Source organism: Streptomyces sp. NPDC002742, from assembly GCF_042888885.1.
GTDB lineage: Bacteria > Actinomycetota > Actinomycetes > Streptomycetales > Streptomycetaceae > Streptomyces.
In genome coordinates, this window is sequence record NZ_JBIAQF010000013.1 from 120,230 (window position 1) to 134,606 (window position 14,377).

The window sequence follows — 14,377 nt, forward strand, 5'->3', positions numbered from 1 at the left end:
GCGATCCATGGGCGGGGCGTTCTAGGCTGGCCGCCATGAGCACTCACTTTGACGTGGTGGTCCTGGGCGCCGGCCCGGGAGGATATGTCGCAGCGATCCGAGCCGCGCAGCTCGGACTCAGCACGGCGATCGTCGAGGAGAAGTACTGGGGCGGCGTGTGCCTGAACGTCGGGTGCATCCCGTCGAAGGCGCTGCTGCGCAACGCGGAGCTCGCCCATATCTTCACCCAGGAGGCCAAGACCTTCGGCATCCAGGTGAACGGTGAGGTGACCTTCGACTACGGCGCCGCCTTCACCCGCAGTCGCAAGGTGGCGGACGGACGGGTCAAGGGCGTCCACTACCTGATGAAGAAGAACAAGATCACCCAGTACACCGGCCGCGGCACGTTCAGCGACGACCACACCCTCCAGGTCGCCCTGTCCGACGGCGGCACGGAAACGGTCACCTTCGGCCACTGCGTCATCGCCGCCGGGGCCACCACCAAGCTGCTCCCCGGAACCTCACTGAGCGAGCGCGTGGTGACGTACGAGGAGCAGATCCTGTCGGACACGCTCCCGGACAGCATCATCATCGCGGGCGCCGGTGCCATCGGCGTCGAGTTCGCCTACGTGCTCCACAACTACGGCGTGGAGGTCACCCTCGTCGAATTCCTCGACCGGATCGTCCCGTTGGAGGACGAGGAGGTCTCCGCGGAACTCGCCCGCCGCTACAAGCGGCTCGGCGTCAATGTCCTGACGTCGACCCGCGTCGAGGCGATCGACGACTCCGGGGACAGGGTCAAGGTCATGGTGACCACGGGCGGCCAGCGGCAGACGCTGGAGGCCGGCAAGGTGCTGCAGGCGATCGGCTTCCAGCCGCGGGTGCAGGGCTACGGCCTGGAGAACACCGGTGTGAAACTCACCGACCGCGGGGCGATCGACATCGACGGCCGTTGCCGTACGAGCGTGCCGCACATCTTCGCCATCGGTGACGTGACGGCGAAGCTGATGCTGGCCCACGCGGCCGAGTCGATGGGCATCGTGGCGGCCGAGACGATCGCCGACGCGGAGACGATGGAACTCGACTACGTCATGATCCCGCGGGCGACCTACTGCCAGCCGCAGATCGCCAGCTTCGGCTGGACCGAGGCGCAGGCCCGCGACAGGGGCTTCGACGTCCAGGTGGCGAAGTTCCCGTTCACCGCCAACGGCAAGGCGCACGGCCTCGGCGAGACCGCGGGCTTCGTCAAGATCCTCAGCGACGCGCGCCACGGCGAACTGCTCGGCGCGCATCTGATCGGCCCCGAAGTCACCGAGCTGCTGCCGGAGTTGACGCTCGCCCAGCAGTGGGACCTGACGGTCCACGAGGTCGCCCGCAATGTGCACGGGCACCCGACTCTCGGCGAGGCGGTCAAGGAGGCCATTCACGGGCTGGCCGGCCACATGATCAACATGTGACGGGTGAATACCGGCGCACCCCTTCCGACCTGCAGCGTAGCTAAGGGGTGCGCCGGTGACGTCTCCGGGACTTCTCCGGGACGTCCTGCCCGCGCTGGCGCTCGGCGCGGAGCCGGGTGAACCAGTGGGTGGTGACCTGAGTAGGGCGGGCGTACCTCCTCTCAGGGGTTGCGGTGACATGGGCGAACCACCGGACGACCCCGATCACCGCCGGCGTCGTCAGGCGCCTGTCGGCCAGGAGGCGCGGCCCGGGGGCCGGTCGGGAGCGGGCACGCGGTTCAGGCGGAGTGCCATCACCGGGCACGCGGCGACCGCGCGTCGGGCGTGGGACAGCAGATCGCGCGGGACCGCGGAGTCCCGGAGTACGGGGTAGCCCCATTCGTCCGAGCCGATCAGTTCGGGCAGCAGTTCGGCGCAGAGTCCGTGGCCGTCACAGGCGGCGAAATCGACGGCGAGGACGTGGGCCTGGGTACGGGTCATCGCCATTCCCCTTCCTCCGGGGGCCGCACGGCGGGCACCGGAAGGACGAGGGGGGAGAACGCCGCGCCGCACGGTCCGGTGTGCACATGCCGGTGGACGTCGTCGGCGAAGACCCGCAGCGCCGAGGCGGCCAGCCGCGCCGCGCCGTCGATCGTCCGGTTCGCCGCCTCCGTCGTGTCCCGGAACGAGGTGTGCTCGCGCTGCGTCATGGACAGCCCCAGCGGCACCACCGCCAGCACCAGCAGCAGGACGATCAGCGCCATGAAGGTCAGCGCGATACGCCGGGTCATGGCGCACCGGCGTCCGGGTCCTGGCCCGGCTCGGGTACACCGAGGTGGAATCCGCGGCCGTACACGGTCTCCACCAGCCCGGGTACGCCGAGCGTGCGGCGCAGCGCCGCGATGTGCACATCCAGCACCTTGGTGGGGCCGTACCAGTGGGCGTCCCAGGCGCGCTCCAGGACCTCCTGCCGGGTGACCACCCGTCCCGGGTCGGCGGCCAGGCACTCCAGGATGTCGAACTCCTTGGGTGTGAGGGCGACTTCGTGGCCGCCGGCAGACCTCGATGCCGTCCAGGTCGGGCAGCCCCAGGTCGAGCAGCACCACATCGGGCTCCGGGACCGCCGCCAGCGCTTCCTGCCCGGTGCCCACGCCGCGTGCCTGGTACCCGGCCCGCTCCAGGCCCAGCACCAGGGAGGCGGCGATACCCGGGTCGTCCTCGACCACCAGAACCAACACGCCGACATCGTACGGTTTTGTCGGCCGTGCCCGGATCGGCCGGTGAGGCCATGGTTGCGGACCGTTCGGCCCTGCCGTCCGGCGCGGTAGGCGCGGTTCCATGGACACCCGGAGACGCTGTCGCGCCCGGGGGAATGACGTGTCCGGAGAAGGAACCGAAGGGTCGCTGCCGCGTCGAACAGCAGAGACACCGGGGACGGGCAGGAGCCGAAGGCCCGGGACGTCCGCAGGCTGCTCGAACCGGCGCTGCTGTCGCGACCGCGGTCGCCCTGCTCAGCGGAGGGATCGCCTGGGCGGCCGGGAGCCAGAGCCGACGCCTGCTGGGCGGTCGGCACGGTCCTCGCCGTCGTTCCCGCCGCGGCCTGGGTCGTGGCCGCGTTGCGGAAGGGCCGGGCCGGCGTCGACCTGATCGCCGTGCCGGCGCTGGTCGGGACGCTCGCGGTGGGTGAGTACCTGGCGGGGGGCGATGATCGCGTTGATGCCGGCGACCGGCCGGGCGCTGGACGCCGCGGCCGAGCGCCGGGCCTCCCACGACCTGCGGGCCTGCTGGAGCACGCACCCCGCTCGGCCCGCCGCCGCACCGGCCGGGAGGTCTCCGTCGTCCCGCTCGCCGATGTCGTCGTCGGAGACGTGCTCGTGGTCGGCCCCGGAGACGTGGTTCCCGTCGACGGCAGCGTCCTGGCCGGTACGGCGGAACTCGACGAGTCCGTGCTGACCGGCGAGTCCACCCAGGTCGGGCGTGACCGGGCGGCCCCGGCTGCCGGGGCCGTCCGGCCCGTCGCCGCACCCGTCTGCGGACCCGGCCGCGATACCTTCCCGGGGCCGGGACGGGCGGGCCGCGACCGAGCGGCACGACTGTCAGTCGTGCGGGACCAGCACGACCGGCCGGCGCATGTGGTGGAGCAAGGCGTGAGCCACCGGACCTGCGTGGGCGCCGACCGCGGAGCGCCGCCTCCGACGGCCCACGACCAGTAGTCCGGCCCCGCCTGCCGCGCGTACGAGGACGTGGGCGGCGCGGCCCTCGTGGAGGTTGGCATGGACGACCACGCCTGGGTACTTCGCGCGCCAGGGTTCGAGCAGCTCCGCGAGCGCGCGCTCCGCCGCCCCCCGGATCCGCGCACGCTCCTCGACGCCCGGGACGCCCCTGGTGAGCGGTACGTGCCAGGCGTTCGCGGCACGCAGCGGCGCCGCACGGAGTTCGGCCGCGCGGAACGCGTGGTCGAGGACGGCGTCGCAGGGCGCGCCGACGTCGACGGCGACCGCCACGTCACGGCAGGGGGTGTCGATGGACGCCTTTCCAAGAGCGTCGGGGAGGTGTTCGTCCGTCGCCGTCTCGCCCGCCCGTACGAGGACGACGGGCCGGTCGACGTGAGCCACGGTGGCCATGGCGACCGACCCCGAGAGGAACCCGCCGACACCGCTCGTTCCCTGGCTTCCGATGACCAGCAGTTCGGCGTTCTCCGCCTCGGCGAGGAGCGCGGGACCCGGCTGCCTGCGCACCTGCTCGGCGGCGATGTACAGCCCCGGATAACGCTCGTGCAGCACGTCGACGGCCCCGCGCAGCACCCGCCGCGCGTGGTACTGCGGTGCCCGGATCTCGGGCAGGTCCGCGGCGGTGCCTTCGTCGGGCAGGCCCTCCCAGGCGTGCACGAGACGGAGCGGCAGTCCCCGGCGAAGGGCTTCCCTGGCCGCCCAGTCGGCTGCGGCGAGGCTCTCCGTCGAACCGTCCAGGCCGGCTACGACTGGCCTTGTCATGGCTGTCGCCTCCTTCGTCCGTTCGCGCTGTCGGGAGTCCTTCGAGAACAGGACCGCTCAGCACGCTCCGGGGTCCTCTAGAAATGGGGTACGACGGCGACGGGGCAGCCGACGTGGTGAATCGCGGCATGGGTGACGGGTCCGGTGCGGGGGCCGAGCGGGCGTTCGGCGAGGCGGTGGCCTACGACGAGAAGACTCGCTCCGGTCGCGGCCCTCACGAGCGCCGTCGAAGGCTTGTCTTCCACCACGGTCTCCAGGACCTCCACGTCGGGGTACTTGTCGCGCCACACCTGGAGCACGGCCTTGAGGAAACCCAGCCATTCCTCCCCCTGCCAGGACTCCTCGACCATGCCGATGTCGCCGGGTCCCAGGCCGATCGGGCGGGAAGCGTGCCAGGCGTGCACGGCCCGCAGGCGTGCGTGCCGGAGCCGGGCGGCCTCGAAGGCGAACTCGATGACCTCGTCACAGGCCTCGTCGAGGTCCACGGCCACCACGACGTCCTGGTAGCCGCTGTCCGTCGAGGGGCTTTTGTCGCCTGCCGGCACTCGTTCGTCGGCCGCCTGCTCGTCCGCCCGGACGAGGACGACGGGGCGCGTCGCCTTCGCGACCACGTCGAGGGCCACGGAACCCACGAGGAATCCGGTGAAGCCGCTCAGTCCTCGTGAGCCCAGGACCATCAGATCGGCCTGGTCCGCCGCCTTCAACAGGGCGGCGGTGGCGGGGCCTTCCGTCTGCTCGTCGGTGAGACGGATGTCGGGGCACTCGGCGCGGACGCGTTCTTCCGCCCGACGCAGCGAACTCCGGGCCAGATGCCGCTGGGCCGCGCCGACGGTCTCGCCATCCTGCCGACGGGGGTGCCAGTCCCAGGCGTGTACCAGGTGCAGCGGTCGGTCCCGCCGACCGGCCTCGCGGGCCGCCCACGCGGCGGCGGCCAGGCTCTCGGCGGATCCGTCGACTCCTGCGACTACGGGCGAAAGCATGTCGGCACCTCCAGAGCCCGGTCTGTCGTCCGGTACCAGCGTCACACCGAGGCCCGCGGCAGGGCAGAGGCTGTCTGGGCCCCTCCGGGGGCCATCCGGCCCCTCTCTGCGGGCGGGGCCCACGGCACTTGGCGAAGCGAGGCGGATCGTCCTGACAAGTCCGAGCCGAGGGCGCGAACCGAGGGTGTCCGATCAGTTCATCGCCGACCTGGACCAGAGCGGCGGCCTCGACGAGCAAGAGCGGGCTCTGCTCCCCCAAGCTGACGATCCGCAAGCGGAAAGTGCGGAACGGCTCCTTCACCATCCACTGCTCGATCACGCCACCCCCGCCCGACGCCGACAACACCGCGCCCCCGTTCCGCCTTCCTGGTCGTTCGGCCCTGCCCGTCAGGGCGCTGCCGGCCTATCCACCGACGGCAAGAAGGCAAGGAACGGAATTTGGGGACCGGTTGGCCCCTGCCTAGGGCTCGGCCGGCGAGCCATCCTCGAAACACGGCACGAACTGCGGAACCCAACGGGGCCGCCACCGCGGGCTTTTCGCCCCTTCCGGCGCACGAACCCGGTCCGGCTTCCCTGTCCTTCGTGCTCCGGCTGGAGCGTGAACGGCCAGCGGTCTCGTGCCCTATCTGAGGAGCAGCACATGGGAGTACTCGTTTTCCTGATCGTCGTGGTGGCCCTGCTGGCCGTCGTGGCGATCGCCATGGCCATCAAGGTCGTCAAGCAGTTCGAGAAAGGGGTGCTGTTCCGGTTCGGCCGACTGGTGGGCCCTCGCTCTCCCGGCCTGCGGTTCATCATTCCGTTCGTCGATGTCCTGCACCGGGTCTCGCTGCGGATCGTCACGATGCCCATCCAGTCGCAGGGGATCATCACGCGCGACAACGTCAGCGTCGACGTGTCGGCGGTGGCGTACTTCCGAGTCGTGGACGCCGTGAAATCGGTCATCGCGATCGAGAACGTGAACGCGGCGATCAACCAGATCGCGCAGACCACGCTGCGCAAGGTCGTCGGACAGCACACGCTGGACGAAACGCTGTCGGAGACCGACCGCATCAACCTGGACATCCGCGAGATCCTCGACGTCGCCACCGTCGAATGGGGCGTCGAGGTCACCCTGGTCGAGCTCAAGGACATCCAGCTGCCCGACAGCATGAAACGCGCGATGGCCCGTCAGGCCGAGGCCGAGCGGGAGAAGCGGGCGAAGATCATCAATGCCCAGGGCGAGTCCCTGGCCGCAGCGGCCCTCGGGGAAGCGTCGGACATCATGATGGACCACCCCCTGGCCCTCCAACTGCGCAATCTGCAGAGCCTGGTGGAGATCGGCGTCGACAAGAACACCACCGTCGTCTTCCCCGCCCCGCTGATGAGCACCATCGGCGAGCTCGGCGCCTTCCTCGCCCGCGAGACCGCAGCCGCGGGCGCCGCGACGACGCCGCCGTCGGCCGACCGCACCATGAACAGCCCGGACCCTGTACTGAACGGTGCACCCATGACCGTCTGATCAACAGCGTCAGCATGACGGTGGCCTGCCAGGACAGGTGTCCTGGCAGGCAGCCGTAGGCCGAAGAACACGCCCTCGCAGCGTAAGCATCGACTGTCCAAGATCCGAGGGATCTTCAACATCCATGTTCCAACGCCCCGTCGACATCGAGGCCCCGTGCTGCCGTTCGTCAGGGCGGACCACCGATGTAGTGGACCCTGGCCACTCCGGCGCCACCTCACCCTCGCGCGACCGTGGTCCCCTGAGCTCGGCGTTTTAAACCGCTGGTGTGCGACCCGACGGCGCTTGTACATTGGGACCGCGACCGCGCCTCCGATGCGCTCGGCTGCGGCTACTTCCTTCCGAAACCAAGTAACGCCGCCGCCACCTTTGATCTCGGCAGGCGCGGGCGCGTTCGCCCCGTCGGGGCGCCTTCGCCCCGACGGCCTTTTGGCCGGGGCCGTCCAGTCCTTTGAATCCGGGGGGATTCGCTGCCTCGTCACACCCCACGCGTCTCCAAGATCTGGTCCGAGATGCTCGTGGCCCCGCACATCTCGGCCGCCGCCCACTCCCTGTCCCCACCACGACTCGGTCCCGAGTGCACGCCGGACTTCCGCACCCATGAGGGCGGCCAGGCTTTCGTCCGGGAACCCCGCGAGGAGCTCTTCCTGCTCGCGGTCGGCAACTTCGTCTCCCAGCGCACCTTTTACGAGAGCGGTGCGGAGCGGGACGACCGGTACGCCCGCCTCGTCGGTGAACTCGCTCTCCAGGACCCCGAGTGGACGGCCGGCCTGCTGCGCTGGCTTCGCGGCGAGGGCAACATGCGCACGGCGTCCCTGGTGGGCGCCGCCGCCTACGTGCGGGCCCGGCTCAGGGCAGGTGAATCCGGGGGCCCGTCCAACCGGTCCGTGATCGACTCGGTGCTCCAGCGCGCCGACGAGCCCGGCGAACTGCTCGCCCACTGGATCTCGGCGTACGGGCGGAACGTGCCGCAACCGGTGAAGCGGGGCATCGCGGACGGCGTACGCCGCCTGTACAGCTCCCGGTCCCTGCTCAAGTACGACACCGCCTCCAAGGGCCTGCGATTCGGCGACGTGCTCAACCTGGTGCACGCCTCCCCCGACCCGGACAAGCCCTGGCAGGGTGCGCTCTTCCGGTACGCCCTGGACCGCCGCCACCACCCGGAACGGGCGGTGGCGCCGTCCTCCGACCGTCTGCTGACCGCCCACCGGACCCTGATGGAAGCGCCTGCGGACGAGCGGCGCGCCTTGGTGACCGGGCCGGGCGGCTCCGAGCGGCTGGCCGCGGCGGGCATGACGTGGGAGGTGCTGGCGGGTTGGCTCCACGGACCGATGGACGCCGCTGTCTGGGAAGCCGTGATCCCCACGATGGCGCCGATGGCGCTCCTGCGGAACCTGCGGAACTTCGACGAGGCGGGAGTCTCGGACGACGTCGCGGCCCAGGTCGCCGCCCGTCTCTCGAACGCCTCCGAGGTGGCCCGGTCCCGGCAGTTCCCCTTCCGCTATCTGGCCGCCCACCAGCACGCGCCGTCGCCGCGCTGGGCGGCCGCGCTGGAACAGGCACTGGGCCACTCCCTGGCCAACGTACCGCCGCTGCCCGGCCGGACCCTGATCCTGGTGGACCGGTCCGACTCCATGTTCTGGGACACGGTCTCCGAGCGGTCAAAGCTGACCCGGTCGGACGCGGCAGCCGTGTTCGGCACCGCGCTGGCCATGCGCGCCGAGCAGGCGGATCTGGTGGAGTTCGGCTGGAGCAGCGCGGAGGTGCCGTTCGAGGCGGGCGAGCCGGTGCTCGAAGTGCTGAAACGGTTCCACAGTCTTGGAGGCACCCACACCACGAAGGCGGTGCGGACCCATTACCGGGGGCACGACCGGGTCCTGATCGTCACCGACGAGCAGGCCGCCGCCCACAGACCCGGCGGACCGGCAGAACCGGTCCCGCCCGGCATCCCGGTCTACACCTGGAACCTTGCGGGATACCAGCCCGCCCACGGACCGACGGGCCCCCACCGGCACACCTTCGGCGGCCTCACGGACGCCGCGTTCCGGATGGTCGGCCTCATCGAGGCAGGCCGCGGGGCCGCGTGGCCGTGGATCAACATGTGACGCGCCACAATCACCTGCATGAACGACAGATCGAACGACACCGAGAGCCCACTCGTCAGGATCGAGCGGCTCCTGACGTCCGGCCAGCGCGAAGTGGCTCCCGCCTGGCGGAGGGTGACGCACGGTGAGCCGCGCTGGGCGGTGACCGCCGCGATCCTGGTGGCGGTCGCCCTCCAGCTGAAACTGCCGGAGCGGCTGACCTTGTTGCCCACCTGGGCCCTGCCGGTCCTTGAACTGGTCCTGCTGACAGGCCTGATCGCCGCGAACCCCCGGCGCGTCGAACCCCGGAACAAGCGGCTCCGGTGGCTGGGCCTGGCTCTGATCTGCCTGATCAGCCTGGCCAACGGCTGGGCGGCGGCCCGGCTGGTGGAGAACCTGATTCACGGAGCCAAGGAGTTGGACGCCACGACGTTGCTGCTCACCGGCGGCAACATCTGGCTGACGAACGTCATCGTGTTCGCCCTGTGGTACTGGGAGTGGGACCGCGGTGGACCGGCCGACCGGATGATGGGCCATCACCAGTACGCCGACTTCCTCTTCGTGCAGATGCAGAGCCCCGAAACCGCGCCGCCGGACTGGGAACCGGCGTTCCTGGACTACCTCTACCTCTCCTTCACCAACTCCACCGCGTTCAGCCCGACCGACGTGATGCCGCTGTCCCGCTGGGCCAAGATGCTGATGATGCTCCAGTCCACGGTCTCGCTGGTGACCGTGGTGCTGGTGGTGGCGCGCGCCGTCAATCTCTTCCCGTCGTGACCGTCTCACACCCGCGGCCGACACCGGCCGTCCCGCCCGAGGCGCACGAACCCGCACCGCCGTCCACGAAGCGGACACACGGGCAGCAAAATACTCACTACATCTGACGTGCGGGGCGTGCCGACCGGACGAGGGGAGCCCGGACATGGCCGAGGCGCGGACCGGGGACGACGTGAGTGACCGGGAGGCGGTGGTCGTGCTCCGCGGTGTGAACGTCCGCCGTCACACGAGCGGCCAGGTGATCCTCTCAAAGATCGACTGGACGGTCCGGGCCGGTGAGCACCGGGTCCTGCTGGGGGCCGACGGCGCGGGCAAGACGACCCTGCTGCGGCTCGACGAGCCGTTCAACGCCCTGGACCTGCCCTCCCGCGAGGACCTCGTCGAAGCCATGCAACGGCTGGCCCGGAGCCGCCCGGAACTGGCCACCGTGACGGTCACCCACCACCTGGAGGAGCTGTCCCCCGCCGTCAGCCACACCCTGCTCCCGCGCGAGGGCCGCGTCCTCGCGGGCGGTCCGGTCGCCGGCACTCTGACCGATTCCTGGATGACCAGCTGCTTCGGACGCCCTGTCACCGTGGTCCGGCACGAGGGCCGATGCGCTGCCTACTCCAGCCGCCACCAGGGTAGTTGACAGCGGTACGAAGCAAGTCGTCGCGCGGGAAAGGGAAGTGGCGGGCGGCTGTCGCCCAGTGAGTGCGAGCAACCGGCGCGGGCCCCGGCAACGGCCCTCATCGTGAGCGCATCCGCCGACGGGGCGCACCAGTTGATGGAGTGTGCCCTGTACGCGCCCCCGTCCGCACGCCGAAAATAAGCCTGTCGATGGTCAGTTGACCCAGACACCGAGTACCCCGCCGCCAAGTCACCAGGAAAGCAGGTCGGCTGCCGTGCTGTTGCGTCTCCCCACGTCCGTGTCCGAAGCACAGGAGTGCATGACCGAAGGGGCGGTGCCGATAGGCGGCGCCACCCTGGTGTGGGCCACCTGGCAACGGGACGGCTTCCCCGATCACGCGATGTCGCTGCGCGACCTCCCTGAGGCCAACGCGATCGGGCGCGAGGCCCTGGGAGCGGCCGTGGTCCTGAACCGTATCGACGGGCGCGTGCCGGAGGTACTGCGCCGGGCGGCCGCCACCGTGGGGACCGGAGCGGTGCGCCGGACGGCCACGGTGGGCGGCAACATCGTCGGCAGCACGCTGCGCTGTCTGCTGCCCGCGGCACTCGTGCTCGACGCCCGAGCGGTGATCCTGGAGCCCGAAGGTGTCTCCGAGACCGACCTGGCCGAGGTGCTGGCCAAGCGTCATCTGCTGCTGAACCTGCGCTGGCGCGCACCGATCGCCAGCAGCTACCACAAGGCCGCGGGCGAGGCGGGTGGGCCGTCGCCCCTCGTCGTCGCCGCCGCCCTGCACTCCGCGGAGGGCGGACGGACCCGCCTTCGGGTCGCCGTCCGCGACGATGACGAGGTGTTCAGCGAGAGCACCGTGTGCCACGGCGATGTCGAAGAGGATCTGCGCACTCTGCGGAACGGTTCCTTCGGCCGTCTTCCGGCCGCGGCATGGGAGCTCGTCGGCCGACAGGTGACAGATCTCCTGGCACGGCCGACCGACGCTTAGGGCACTCGTCCGGACGGCGCCGAGGACGCGAGGTGCGGAGCGGGCTCCCCCGAACTCTTCGAGCAGGGAGACGAGAAATTCAACAGGGGCCGGTCAGTTGCACCGATCCGGGGGCGGGGGCATCGGCGCGCTCGTCCCCGGCGGGCCGCCGCATCGGGCTCCCCGGTCCACTGACCGGCACTTTTACCTGACCGGGTACCGAGGGACAGGATACGAACGCGCCCCCTCGGCACCGGCCACCGGACGGCACCTCTAATTCATCAACGTGGAAATCGTGCGACGGGCTCCCGACTCTGGGACCAGGCACCGGGATCCCCCCGGACCGCTCGGACGAAGGACAGGCTCCATGGCCTCCACGCGCGCCCCTGCCGCCGGTTCCGCACCGGCCGCACGTCACAATCTGATCCTGGTGGTCACCTGCGTCGCTCTCGGCGCGGTGGTCGCCGCCATGGCGTCGCTCAATGTGGCGCTGCCCGATCTCGCCCGCGAGACGCACGCGACCCAGACGCAGCTGTCCTGGATCATCGACTCCTACAGCCTCGTCTTCGCGTCGCTGCTGCTGCCCGCCGGCGCGCTGGGTGACCGTTTCGGCCGCAGGCGAGCGCTGCTCGCGGGACTGGCGATCTTCGGCGCCGGGTCGGCCGCCGCCGCGCTGACGACCGAACCCTCGACACTCATCGCCCTGCGGGGCGTCCTCGGCCTGGGCGCGGCACTCGTCATGCCGGCCACCTTGTCGACGATCACCAGCACCTTCCCGCGCGCTCAGCGGGCGCGGGCGGTCAGCGTCTGGGCAGCGGTCGCCGGAGCCAGTGCCCTGGTGGGTCTGTTCGCCACGGGAGCACTGCTGGAGGGCTGGTCGTGGCGCTCGGTGTTCCTCCTGAACGTCGCCCTGGCCCTGGTCGCCCTGGTCGGGACGCTGCTGTTCGTGCCCGAGTCCGCGGAACCGCAGCAGCCGCGACTCGACATCGGGGGCGCCCTGATCGCCGTCGTGGGCCTGGTCGCGCTGGTCTACTCGGTCATCGAGGCGCCGACCCGCGGATGGGCCGACCCGGTCACGCTCGCCGGGATCGCGCTGGGCCTGGCCGTACTGACGGGGTTCGTCCTCTTCGAGCTGCGCCGCGAGAACCCGCTTCTTGACCCCCGGCTGTTCCGCAACCGCCACTTCGCCGCGGGTTCGTTGTCGATCATGCTGCAGTTCTTCGTGTTCTTCGGGTTCGTCTTCGTGATGATGCAGTACCTGCAACTGGTGCGGGGCGACAGCGCTCTGATGGCGGCCACCGCCATGCTGCCCATGGCCGTGACCATGGTGCCGGTCTCCCGCGCCGCTCCCCTACTGGTGGCCCGGTTCGGCTTCCGGGGGCCGTGGGTGGTCGGCCTGGCCGGTGTCGCGGCGGGCATGGGGGTCCTCTCACGGCTCGACGCGTCCAGCCCGTACTGGCTCATCGCCACCGGTCTCGTGCCGCTGGGCGCGGGGATGGGCCTGGCCATGACACCGGCCACGACGTCCATCACGGACGCCCTGCCGCGCTCGCTGCAGAACGTCGGTTCCGCCATGAACGACCTGGCGCGGGAGCTCGGCGGCGCCCTGGGGATCGCCGTCCTCGGCAGCCTCCTCAGCGCCGCCTACCGCGATCACCTGAGCCTTCCCGGTGTGCCGCACCGGATGGCGGACGCGGCGCGCTCCTCGCTGGCCGCCGCCCACGCCGTCGGCGGCCCTGTCTCCGGCCGGGCGACCACGGCCTTCGTCGAAGGTATGCACCTCGCGCTCCTGGGCGCCGCCGCGGCCGCCGTGCTCGCCGCCGTCGCCGTCGCGCTGCTGCTGCGTTCGGCTCCGCGGCAAGAGGTGTCCGCCGACGACCACGAGGCGCCGCGGGCCGTCGAGGCGAAGGAGCAGCCCTCGTACCTCTGAGAACTCCGGGCCGGTGCCTCGCGCGGTGCGAGGCACCGGCCTTCGGCGCGTCGCGGGCCGCGCAGCGCCGCGCACGACGGAACCCGGGGCTCCGGACCTGGGCATGCGGTGCCGATCGCCCTGCTGGTCAGACCCAGGACGCAGATCGCACCACCGGTGAGGAGTACGGCGCCGGCCGCCCCCGGCGGCCGGCGCCCGCCGCGAGTCGTGCCGCCGATCAGGAGCGCGCCGTAACGCGCCCCACCCCTCACGAGCGCACCGCAACCCGCCCCACCCGTCACGAGCGCACCTCAACCCGCCCCACCGGTCAACGGCGCGGCGCACGTGCCCCCGCCGGTCGGACGGCCTGCGCCGGGCGTCCGGGGCCGCGCAGTGCCTGCCGCAGCTGCGGGCTCACGAAGCGGACCAATTCATCGGTCGTCATGGAAACGACCGGCTCCAGGCGCAGCAGATAGCGGGTGGCGATCAGCCCGGCGACCACGGTGGTGAACGAGGCGGCGCGCTGCCTGGCCTCCCGTCCCCGCACCAGGCTCGCGATCCGGTCCACGATCTCGCGCTCGACCGCCTCCTTGACCAGCCCGCCCAGAGAGTCGTCGTCGATCGCGCTCTTCAGCATCGCGAGCAGGGGCGGGCCCGTCACGGGATCGTCCCAGACGGCGACGACCTGCCGGATGACGCGCTCGGGGAACGTATGGAGATCCCCTTCCTCCACGACTCGCGCGAGGAGTTCGGCCGGGTTCGCGCCCAGCGCCAGAGCGGCGCCGAACAACCCCTTCTTGGACCCGAAGTAGTAGCTGACCAGAGCGAGATCGACCTCGGCCTCTCCGGCGACGGACCGCAGGGTCACCGCGTGATAGCCGTCCTCGAGGAAACGGCGCCGTGCGACGTCCAGGATGGCGGCCCGGGTGTCCGGGCCTCCTGGCCGGCGCCCGCGCTGCGGTCCGGATTTATTCATCACGGACGAATTCTAGGGCGGCGCCGAACGAGGGAGGCCGGGGGGACCGGGGTGGACGCGCACGTTCCGGTCCGGGCACATTCCGTCTCATTACGGTTCATTCCGGTGACGGGCACTTCTCACGAAATGGTGTCGTTAATCCGTACGAGTGGTACATCA

At 71.0% G+C, this 14,377-nt stretch carries 13 protein-coding genes and 2 pseudogenes; 8 read left to right on the plus strand and 7 right to left on the minus strand.

Annotated features, from left to right (window positions below):
* Positions 1-35 precede the first annotated feature (35 nt).
* Positions 36-1,436, plus strand: coding sequence for a dihydrolipoyl dehydrogenase (lpdA, locus tag ACFYW8_RS24170; RefSeq protein ID WP_389079724.1), 1,401 nt, complete (start codon positions 36-38; stop codon positions 1,434-1,436).
* 219 nt (positions 1,437-1,655) lie between these two features.
* Here the strand turns inward: lpdA and ACFYW8_RS24175 are convergent, their stop codons facing one another.
* From ACFYW8_RS24175 to ACFYW8_RS24190, 4 genes and pseudogenes are all read right to left on the minus strand, one after another.
* Positions 1,656-1,916, minus strand: a complete 261-nt coding sequence (locus tag ACFYW8_RS24175) for a ferredoxin (RefSeq protein ID WP_389079727.1) — start codon at positions 1,914-1,916, stop codon at positions 1,656-1,658.
* The gene (locus tag ACFYW8_RS24180; protein ID WP_389080093.1) at positions 1,913-2,206 is read right to left on the minus strand and encodes a hypothetical protein; all 294 of its coding nucleotides are present in this window, start codon (positions 2,204-2,206) and stop codon (positions 1,913-1,915) included. The genes ACFYW8_RS24175 and ACFYW8_RS24180 overlap by 4 nt, the downstream gene beginning before the upstream one ends.
* A complete protein-coding gene (locus tag ACFYW8_RS24185; RefSeq protein WP_389079731.1) occupies positions 2,203-2,523 on the minus strand; it encodes a helix-turn-helix domain-containing protein in 321 nt (106 codons plus the stop codon). Before ACFYW8_RS24185 ends, ACFYW8_RS24180 begins: the two co-directional genes overlap by 4 nt.
* Positions 2,507-2,755 (minus strand): annotated as a pseudogene (locus tag ACFYW8_RS24190) (hypothetical protein); the annotation flags it as partial. The gene ACFYW8_RS24185 and the pseudogene ACFYW8_RS24190, both read right to left, overlap by 17 nt.
* A gap of 147 nt (positions 2,756-2,902) precedes the next feature.
* Between ACFYW8_RS24190 and ACFYW8_RS24195 the strand changes: the two are divergent.
* Positions 2,903-3,400, plus strand: a pseudogene (locus ACFYW8_RS24195) (heavy metal translocating P-type ATPase); the annotation flags it as partial.
* Positions 3,401-3,511: 111 nt separating this feature from the next.
* Here the strand turns inward: ACFYW8_RS24195 and ACFYW8_RS24200 are convergent.
* Positions 3,512-4,408, minus strand: a complete 897-nt coding sequence (locus ACFYW8_RS24200) for a universal stress protein (protein ID WP_389079734.1) — start codon at positions 4,406-4,408, stop codon at positions 3,512-3,514.
* Positions 4,409-4,485: 77 nt separating this feature from the next.
* A complete protein-coding gene (locus ACFYW8_RS24205) occupies positions 4,486-5,388 on the minus strand; it encodes a universal stress protein (RefSeq protein WP_389079737.1) in 903 nt (300 codons plus the stop codon).
* 640 nt (positions 5,389-6,028) lie between these two features.
* Between ACFYW8_RS24205 and ACFYW8_RS24210 the strand changes: the two genes are divergently transcribed.
* From ACFYW8_RS24210 to ACFYW8_RS24235, 6 genes are all read left to right on the plus strand, one after another.
* Complete coding sequence (locus tag ACFYW8_RS24210; RefSeq protein WP_389079740.1) at positions 6,029-6,886, plus strand: slipin family protein; 858 nt, start codon at positions 6,029-6,031, stop codon at positions 6,884-6,886.
* 512 nt (positions 6,887-7,398) lie between these two features.
* A complete protein-coding gene (locus tag ACFYW8_RS24215; protein ID WP_389079743.1) occupies positions 7,399-8,991 on the plus strand; it encodes a TROVE domain-containing protein in 1,593 nt (530 codons plus the stop codon).
* A gap of 18 nt (positions 8,992-9,009) precedes the next feature.
* Positions 9,010-9,747, plus strand: coding sequence for a hypothetical protein (locus ACFYW8_RS24220; protein ID WP_365877072.1), 738 nt, complete (start codon positions 9,010-9,012; stop codon positions 9,745-9,747).
* A gap of 145 nt (positions 9,748-9,892) precedes the next feature.
* Entirely contained in the window at positions 9,893-10,378 is a 486-nt protein-coding gene (locus ACFYW8_RS24225; protein WP_389079748.1) for a hypothetical protein, read from the plus strand.
* A 253-nt stretch (positions 10,379-10,631) separates the two neighbouring features.
* Positions 10,632-11,354 (plus strand): FAD binding domain-containing protein, encoded by a 723-nt coding sequence (locus ACFYW8_RS24230; protein ID WP_389079751.1) that lies wholly within the window; start codon positions 10,632-10,634, stop codon positions 11,352-11,354.
* 346 nt (positions 11,355-11,700) lie between these two features.
* Positions 11,701-13,263 carry an MFS transporter gene (locus ACFYW8_RS24235; protein WP_365877066.1) on the plus strand — a complete coding sequence of 521 codons (1,563 nt, stop codon included), beginning with the start codon at positions 11,701-11,703 and terminating at the stop codon, positions 13,261-13,263.
* Between the two features lie 307 nt (positions 13,264-13,570).
* Here the strand turns inward: ACFYW8_RS24235 and ACFYW8_RS24240 are convergent, their stop codons facing one another.
* A complete protein-coding gene (locus tag ACFYW8_RS24240) occupies positions 13,571-14,218 on the minus strand; it encodes a TetR family transcriptional regulator (protein WP_389080079.1) in 648 nt (215 codons plus the stop codon).
* Between the last annotated feature and the right edge of the window lie 159 nt (positions 14,219-14,377).